This is a genomic window from Thalassotalea sp. G20_0 (assembly GCF_017744175.1).
GTDB lineage: Bacteria > Pseudomonadota > Gammaproteobacteria > Pseudomonadales > Endozoicomonadaceae > Endozoicomonas.
In genome coordinates, this window is the sequence record NZ_JAGHQV010000093.1 from 1 (window position 1) to 7,338 (window position 7,338).

The window sequence follows — 7,338 nt, forward strand, 5'->3', positions numbered from 1 at the left end:
GGATTGCAACCGAAAGATAGTTAAACAACCGGGGTTCCCTTGTCTTTTCTTGCATCGAACTCACGTTTTTTATAGTGGTTCAGTTTGGGAGTGGCAGATACTAAAAACCCGGCAACAGGGCCGGGCTTTCTGGAAGGATTCAAGCAACGGGAAAGTGAGTGATCGGGTACTTTCCCAGCATGAGTTTCACCGTACTTTTACTCTCACTCTGAGTCAAGGCTAATCTCATCATCTTCCTTCTGATGCCATATCTTCAGAATCAAGACCTCACGGTCGTCAGCAAGATAGCGAATCTTGTAATCCCTGATAATCAGGTCACGCAAACGGGGATTCAGTTTATCCCCTACCAGAACGCCCATGTTCGGTTGATGGCACAGGTTGTTAATTTTCCTGACCAGATACTCCGCCATTCGCTGTGCTGCTGGTGGATTTTTTTCTGCAATAAACTGTCTCAGTCGTTTCAGGTCATCAACGGCACTCCTGGAAAACCTGAGTTTCATTCAGGTGCCTCCAGCTCATTATCACTGCCCCAGCTTTCCAGCCATGTCATCACGGCGTCACCATCTACGGTGTCTCCCCTGCGTACCTGATCCAGTGCTTCCAGGGTCTCGTCCCACTCCTGCATTTCACGGGCATGTTTCTTGATGTACTCCCTGACCGCTTCGTTAATGAGATAGTTGCGGCTACGGCTCAGCACTTTAGCTAACTGGTTTAACGGCTCTTCAATATCCTGATTCAGACGAACGCTGGATACACTCATACATGACCTCCTTTTGGTGTATTACATTGTAGTACACTTAAGTTCGGCATGCCGTCAATAGGGTTCATGCCGGATAACCCCGGATTGCTCCAGCAAATCCTGAGCCTCATCCTCGGCCAGCCGGATCAGCTCATTGCAGATCTGACGACACTTCTGCTGCCAGCGGTAAACCGTGCTTTCCCCCTTACCCTTGATCTGAATCTTCCCCTTGGCCTGCCTCAATCCCGGGTGCTGCGATGCTCTGGTGCAACCGCTGTCTTGCGATAACCGGCGTTGATATCCCGCTGCCAGCTGGCGGTTTTTATCATCAGCTCCTGCGTTCCAAAGATCCGCATCAGAGCCGGCTCCAAAGCAAAGTACATGGTTAACTCAGTGCCGTCTGGATACGATTTCCGATCCAGCGCATTACCGGAACGGCCATGGAGTTACCAAGAGCCTTGTACCTCGGACCATCAGGACACTCTTCAGCCGGTTTGTTTTTCCAGGGAATAGCGCTGAACCCATCCGGGAAACCCTGCAAACATTCGCATTCAACGGGAGTTAATCGACGTATAGCTAACTCGGCTTCACCACTGGAGGTACTGGCAACGGCGTGTTTATCACCGGCGGTTAATGTGTTCATCGGGTTTTTAGAGCGCAGATTAAGGTGCAGTCATGCCTTATCAGATGTCAAAAGTCGCCCTTCGCGTATGAAAAGTATTCTGATAAGCTCGGAGCCGTGGCCATTGCACGCAAGTTAATCTCCAGTGCCTGGAGCTGGGGCAGAAGTCATCTGGAAGGAGTTCCACCCAACCCATCGCTGGACTGCGAAGCATTGCCAAGACCGAATCGGCAGGATGTGAACGTCAGCGATGAAGACTACGCCTGCGTTTACTATCTGGCCAATCCGTTCTGGAAAGCGATGATGGAATTTGCCTACACCTGTCGTGCAAGACGATCCGAACTGATCAACATGAAGCGAGATCAACTGTTGGAAAAAGGAATACAGCTAAAACGGGGCAAAGGGTCGCTGGATGAAATCACCCTCTGGACACCACGACTGAGAAAAGCGTTAAAACTGCTGGATGATCACAACAGCGGCGAAAAATTTGAATACATGTTCGGTGCGCCCAACGTCGTCGTCAAGAGAGGCATCCAGATGTCGCCGGGGCAAAAAATGCACAAAAACACGTTAGACAGCCAATGGCAAAAACTGATCAACCGCGCAATAGATGAAGGACTGATTGCCGAGAAGTGGCACTTCCACGACCTGAAAGCCAAGGGCGTATCTGACCACGAAGGATTAGTATCAGGACATAAAACGCTGGAAGCGAAGAAAATCTATATCTGGAAAACTCAGGAAGTACAGGGTACGAGGTGATCGAAAGGAAGAGCTAAAAAAGGAAGAGAAATGAGAGAAGATATCACCGGGCAGCTGTCCGGTTTTTTGCCGCTAATTACACGACATATCTTTGAGAATTGGTGCCCAGGAGAAGACTCGAACTTCCACAACCATACAGTCACTAGCACCTAAAGCTAGTGTGTCACTCTTATATTTCAACAACTTAGCTCAAATCGTTTTAGGAAAAAGTGCGCAAGTGTGTATTATTTTTCGATATTTTGGCCATTTTTTTTAGGAAAAATTTTCATGAAAAATACCTTCTGGTTACCCAGCGAAAGTGGTCATCTAAACGACAGTATTCAACACTGAAAGATATTTTCTCTGATCATCGCCCATACCTGCGAAGCGTTTGCTTCACGCTTCTTGGCATTACAAATCGCATTTTACAATCCACCCAGTGCACAGCTCGTAACCAACAAAAAGGGGCAGACAAATTTTTTCCTGTGGGCAAACCTGTAAAAGCCCCAAATTTATAGAACGCTTAATCCGTCGATATGGCCAGATATGCTATCCGGATATCCGTACGTCACCCCGTATCATACACACCTATGCCGCGCTACAATCAAACCCATAATATTGGCTCAGGATACCAACAGGATGCCCCCTTAGCAGCCAGATACACTGCCCCTGGAGAATATTGACTTTCGCGCCTTGTTTAGCCTGGTCGGCGAGGCGAACGCTGAGCTTGCCCGGTACGATGGTTTGCTACAAGGGATACCAAATCCTGCGGTGATGCTCTCGCCACTGACCACTCAAGAGGCCGTACTCTCTTCTAAGATTGAGGGTACTCAGGCCACCGTTGATGAGGTACTAGGAGGCAGGGCTGGAGAAAGAAGGCGAGAAATTCAAGGATATCCAGGAAATTTCAAACTACCGCTCTGCCCTGTTTCAGGCCAGTGAACACCTGAAAGCTTATCCCATCCGTTTAAGCCTGATCCGTGAGTTGCACAGCATACTGCTCAACAGCGTTCGGGGACAGAATAAATCTCCCGGTGGATTTCGCAACGATCAGAACTGGATTGGCCGGGCGGGTTGCTCCATGGAACAGGCGACATTTGTGCCTCCTTCACCACTGCGATTAATGGAGCACCTTGAGGCCTGGGAACGTTATATCGATTATGATGACTGCGACTTTCTGCTTCAGGTCGCCGTGGTACACGGGCAATTCGAACTGTTACATCCATTCAAGGATGGTAATGGCCGGATTGGATGCATCCTGATCCCACTATTCCTGTACCAGAAAAAAATTCTCTCCGAGCCTATGTTCTACCTGAGCGAATACCTGGAAACCCACCGTGACGAATATTACCAGCGTCTCCAGGCGATCTCTTCAGAAGGAGACTGGAATGGGTGGATTGCCTTCTTTTTGCGAGCAATCACCCTTCAGGCCAGGGAAAACAGTGCGCGGGTGAGAAACATCATGGGGCTGTATGAACACATGAAGCATCAAATTCAACACATTACCCGTTCCCAGTATTCTGTTCATTTACTGGATGCGCTGTTTAGTCGCCCCATCTTTCGCACCACGGATATTATTCAACAGTTTGAAGAAAAGTACGGCATTCATCCCAAAACCACCCCGGCTTTACTCCGTCAACTGCGCGATGCCGGGATTTTATTGGAAATCAAATCGGCTTCGGGAAGGCGTCCTGCGGTACTTTGTTTTGCCGAGCTGTTAGAAATTACTGAAGGTCAGAGTGTTTTCCAACGCACATAACGGATAGCTCTGAATTCGCACGCCTTTTGAGGAGTGGAACCTCTGATTCAGGCTCCACAAACCTTGTTGAGGAGTTTGGAGACTCCTCAAAACTATTTGAGGAGCGTGATATAAAATTTAGGCTCCACAAGCCTCATTGAGGAGTTTGGAGACTCCTCAAAACCATTTGAGGAGCGTGATACCAGATTCAGGCTTCACAAGTCTCGTTGAGGAGTTTGGAGACTCCTCAAAACCATTTGAGGAGCGTGATACCAGATTCAGCCTCCATAAGCCTCGTTGGGAAGGTAAGGATTCCACGGCATAAGTTAATGAGCGGAAAATTTAATTCAAAGTAACCGGACATCCTTGCTAAATGAAAACTTCAAGCTTTAAAAAAGCTCATACCAATCAACATATTACTTCCGGTAAGGGGCATTGCCGGTCAGGCCGTAACTGTGGCCGGAGTCAGGTGTCCCTACACGGGTGTAGCCCTGTGATCGTGATATGCCCATGGTTATTCTCCTGTTTATTCGCCGGTAGCGGTCCAGTGGATAATGGCATCTGAAATGCTGACATCGATGGCACCAAGGTCATAAGCCGTGGTGTCCCAGTAGAAGGTGTTGTCGGGGGTGTTGCTCACTGGCTGGGGACGGCGATAGTAGACAGTGGCAGCGAGTCTGCGGATATGGACATAGGCAACACTGGTTGGCACATAGGGGGGATCGAAGGAACTGCCTGCGGAGGACTGACCTTTATAACCAGCCCGTTCTGCCCAGACCTCTACTTCCGGGTAGACCTTGCCGTCTTTGTAAACGTGGTCTTCCCAGCGCATGGAAATATCGTTGAACTCTACGCTTTCCCAGGCTGCATTGTCGTCGTACAGATATACCAAGTTGTTGGAGGTGGTTTTTTCGTAGGTGTTGTAGCCACCTACATCGTTGGGGATGCGCACCCTGGCCCGACCTTTGGCAATATCGGTTCCCCAGACATTACTTTCATAGAGGTAGAGGTTTCTGACCTCCAGCCGTATATCCACCCTGGCAAAAAACAGGATTTTGGTGATTTCCCAGCCAGTCAGAGCCGGGTTATTGATCGCAATACTATGGCGTACTGTCTGTGCAGAACCGTTGGGACTGAGCGTTTTCTGCCAGTCGTTGCCTCCCCAATCCTCATTTTTGTAGTCATAGATGACTTCACCACTGTTGAATGTACCCTCACGGTCTTCAGCAAAAAACTGCACCCCCACGTCATAGTTTCCCTGGGTCAGGGTCTGGCTGATCTCAAGGTCGTGAGTAGTGAACTGGTCAATTTCCACGGTGACCGACTCGCCATCGATCCAGTCCCTGTTGTCCGGGCGATACTTCAGGGTCATGGTGACCTTACGGTTCTGCCAGGTGCCGCCACTGCCAGTGGACCGACTGCTGGCAACACGCCCTTTCACCGTCACCTTTTTTACCTGATCAGTGTCGTAAGCAAACCATTGCGCGTTATTGCCAGTTCCCTGATAGATTTTGCCGTTGGCCTCGGTTTTGCTGCCATCGGCCAGCAGCAGTCGGGCATAGGGGAAAAACACCCACGCACCTTCGATAAGGCCATAGGGCTGGGGGGTAGTGTGGTAGAGTTCCAGCCGCTGGGACTGGTCAGGATAATCAGCGTTATAGACGGTAATGTCGCGGGGATAGAGGTTAATAGTGGGCTGGCTTTTAAAATACGCAGGAACGATCACTGCCTGACCATTTCTGCCGATGCCGCTTTCCGTCCGGCGTACCTCTTTATACCGAACGTGACCGGCCCTGGCAGTGTAAATATAGGACTCGATCCGGCCTTGTTTCAGCACCAGATAGTCGTTAGTGGCAATACCGCCACTGCCGGTAATCACCATCTGGCCAAACCCATCGCTGCCGGTACTCAGCTCGATAGAGCCCTGACCAACCGTGAGTGCCGTGCCGTTTTGCAACTCACCGGACTGAAGCTGGCTGATATTCACCGGCCCGTTCACCGCCAGATAGCCGTTGAAGATCAGCACATACTCCGGCTCTGCTTCGGTGCCGATATTGCGCACTGAAAATGGCTGTTCTGAAAGCTCCGGGCTCTCCAGCATCAGGTCGGCCAGATTAATGATGGCCCCTGACCCGCTGTTCCGGCCAGTGCATTAAAACCGCCGACCTGGCCGCCACTGTTGACGTGGCGCACCCAGTAATAGTGCCGGGTGGTGTTGCCGGTGACATCGGTATAACGGCTGCCATTGGCTTCATGGACCAGAGAAGCCTGTGCTCGGTCATCAATCTGTGCTCGCCACACTTCGGTGTGATTATGACCGTTGTAAGCCGGGGCATCCCATTGCAGGATTACGGCACCAAAAATGCCGTTGGTGGAAAGCCCGGTGGCAGCGGTGGGTGCATCCGGCGCTGTTACTCCACTATCTCCATCACCATCTACCGGGACCGTAATTTCTGGCTGAACCGGTTTCAGGGTATCGGTAATGGACCCCACAGCAGAGGCAGGCAAACTTAACCGCTGACCTATTTCTTCGGCCAGCCCCAGTTCAGCCAGCTCGCTGTGCAGTACTGCCTTGTCTCCGGCATTGCCGCTGCGACCGGCCAGGCGGTTCAGAAACTCGCGCACATAGCGGTCTACCGTTGCGGGCAGGGCAGGAAATTTAGCCATGACTCTCCTAAACTGGTGGGCAGTGAATAAAAGGATTCAAAGAATGGAAAACAGCAACAATCTGTATGACACCGATTACCAGCAATGGGCAGAACAGCAAAAACAGTTATTACAATCTGGCCAGCTTGATCGACTCGATATAAAAAACCTGCTGGAAGAATTAGGGCAAGCCGTGAAAAACAATCGTCGTTCCCTAAAGTCCGGTTTGAAAATTTTAATGCTGCATCTATTGAAAATGGACTATCAGCTTCGGGTGCTCCAAGACCCCTGGGTGCAGGATAAAGTGATTCATACCTGGCTGCCGAGCATCAACAATCCTCGCAGCGACATTACCGACCTTCTGGCAGACAGCCCATCCCTGAAGCATCATCTGCCGGATGTTATTGCGCAAAGTTATCCAATGGCCAAGGCAGAAGCTGTTGAACAGATGAACAAATACATTCACTCCCCCCAAAAACGGCTGACGGCCAGCAGCTTTCCCGATACTTGCCCCTGGACTTTTGAACAACTGATGTCGCTGGATTTATACCCTTAAAGCTCCGCCATGGAGCTGGCCACAATCACGGCAGTCACGGTATCCGTACCGGCCAACTCAAACTGCCAGCGACTGCCCCGCCCTGCGGGAAGCCGGAAGCCCCGGTCAGACGTGACCGGCAGTTCCAGAATTTGCTGTTCATCCCGAAACACCCGTAGTACCAGATCGGTATAGCTGTCGGCCATGATCCGGGCAGAACTGAACAGGCTTGCCTTGAAATACCTTAACGTGAGTTCGATGCAAGAAAAGACAAGGGAACCCCGGTTGTTTAACTATCTTTCGGTTGCAATCACCGATCA

11 protein-coding genes are annotated in these 7,338 nt (G+C 50.5%); 4 read left to right on the plus strand and 7 right to left on the minus strand.

Annotated elements, in window-relative coordinates; genetic code table 11:
- Positions 1–203 precede the first annotated feature (203 nt).
- The 4 genes from J7438_RS24250 to J7438_RS24265 all read right to left on the minus strand — a co-directional run bounded on the left by J7438_RS24250 (position 204) and on the right by J7438_RS24265 (position 1,382).
- Positions 204–500, minus strand: a complete 297-nt coding sequence (locus J7438_RS24250; protein WP_209204112.1) for a type II toxin-antitoxin system RelE/ParE family toxin — start codon at positions 498–500, stop codon at positions 204–206.
- Entirely contained in the window at positions 497–760 is a 264-nt protein-coding gene (locus J7438_RS24255) for a CopG family ribbon-helix-helix protein (RefSeq protein WP_209204111.1), read from the minus strand. Before J7438_RS24255 ends, J7438_RS24250 begins: the two co-directional genes overlap by 4 nt.
- 54 nt (positions 761–814) lie before the next feature.
- A complete protein-coding gene (locus J7438_RS24260) occupies positions 815–982 on the minus strand; it encodes a hypothetical protein (RefSeq protein WP_209278633.1) in 168 nt (55 codons plus the stop codon).
- A gap of 142 nt (positions 983–1,124) precedes the next feature.
- The gene (locus J7438_RS24265; RefSeq protein WP_209204108.1) at positions 1,125–1,382 is read right to left on the minus strand and encodes a DNA cytosine methyltransferase; all 258 of its coding nucleotides are present in this window, start codon (positions 1,380–1,382) and stop codon (positions 1,125–1,127) included.
- Positions 1,383–1,478: 96 nt separating this feature from the next.
- Here J7438_RS24265 and J7438_RS24270 point away from each other — a divergent pair, with 96 nt between their 5' ends.
- The 3 genes from J7438_RS24270 (at position 1,479) to J7438_RS24280 (ending at position 3,858) form a co-directional block, all read left to right on the plus strand.
- Positions 1,479–2,120 (plus strand): site-specific integrase, encoded by a 642-nt coding sequence (locus tag J7438_RS24270; protein WP_209278634.1) that lies wholly within the window; start codon positions 1,479–1,481, stop codon positions 2,118–2,120.
- 672 nt (positions 2,121–2,792) lie between these two features.
- Complete coding sequence (locus J7438_RS24275; protein WP_209278635.1) at positions 2,793–3,041, plus strand: Fic/DOC family N-terminal domain-containing protein; 249 nt, start codon at positions 2,793–2,795, stop codon at positions 3,039–3,041.
- A gap of 31 nt (positions 3,042–3,072) precedes the next feature.
- Positions 3,073–3,858 (plus strand): Fic family protein, encoded by a 786-nt coding sequence (locus tag J7438_RS24280; RefSeq protein ID WP_286196900.1) that lies wholly within the window; start codon positions 3,073–3,075, stop codon positions 3,856–3,858.
- Between the two features lie 505 nt (positions 3,859–4,363).
- Here J7438_RS24280 and J7438_RS24285 read toward each other — a convergent pair.
- Positions 4,364–5,938 (minus strand): hypothetical protein, encoded by a 1,575-nt coding sequence (locus tag J7438_RS24285; RefSeq protein WP_209278637.1) that lies wholly within the window; start codon positions 5,936–5,938, stop codon positions 4,364–4,366.
- Positions 5,938–6,504 (minus strand): hypothetical protein, encoded by a 567-nt coding sequence (locus J7438_RS24290; protein ID WP_209278638.1) that lies wholly within the window; start codon positions 6,502–6,504, stop codon positions 5,938–5,940. The genes J7438_RS24285 and J7438_RS24290 overlap by 1 nt, the downstream gene beginning before the upstream one ends.
- Positions 6,505–6,547: 43 nt before the next feature.
- On the opposite strand from J7438_RS24290, the gene J7438_RS24295 reads away from it, so the two are divergent.
- Positions 6,548–7,039 carry a DUF29 domain-containing protein gene (locus tag J7438_RS24295; protein ID WP_209278639.1) on the plus strand — a complete coding sequence of 164 codons (492 nt, stop codon included), beginning with the start codon at positions 6,548–6,550 and terminating at the stop codon, positions 7,037–7,039.
- Here J7438_RS24295 and J7438_RS24300 read toward each other — a convergent pair.
- A complete protein-coding gene (locus J7438_RS24300) occupies positions 7,036–7,224 on the minus strand; it encodes a hypothetical protein (protein ID WP_209278640.1) in 189 nt (62 codons plus the stop codon). The two genes, J7438_RS24295 and J7438_RS24300, sit on opposite strands and share 4 nt — an antisense overlap.
- Positions 7,225–7,338 lie beyond the last annotated feature (114 nt).

What these genes read in the sequence shown, in the direction of transcription:
- J7438_RS24265 (WP_209204108.1), bottom strand. Translation starts at nt 1,382, where the DNA reads ATGAACACATTAACCGCCGGTGATAAACACGCCGTTGCCAGTACCTCC.
- J7438_RS24295 (WP_209278639.1), top strand. Translation starts at nt 6,548, where the DNA reads ATGGAAAACAGCAACAATCTGTATGACACCGATTACCAGCAATGGGCA.
- J7438_RS24255 (WP_209204111.1), bottom strand. Translation starts at nt 760, where the DNA reads ATGAGTGTATCCAGCGTTCGTCTGAATCAGGATATTGAAGAGCCGTTA.
- J7438_RS24300 (WP_209278640.1), bottom strand. Translation starts at nt 7,224, where the DNA reads ATGGCCGACAGCTATACCGATCTGGTACTACGGGTGTTTCGGGATGAA.
- J7438_RS24290 (WP_209278638.1), bottom strand. Translation starts at nt 6,504, where the DNA reads ATGGCTAAATTTCCTGCCCTGCCCGCAACGGTAGACCGCTATGTGCGC.
- J7438_RS24285 (WP_209278637.1), bottom strand. Translation starts at nt 5,938, where the DNA reads ATGCTGGAGAGCCCGGAGCTTTCAGAACAGCCATTTTCAGTGCGCAAT.
- J7438_RS24250 (WP_209204112.1), bottom strand. Translation starts at nt 500, where the DNA reads ATGAAACTCAGGTTTTCCAGGAGTGCCGTTGATGACCTGAAACGACTG.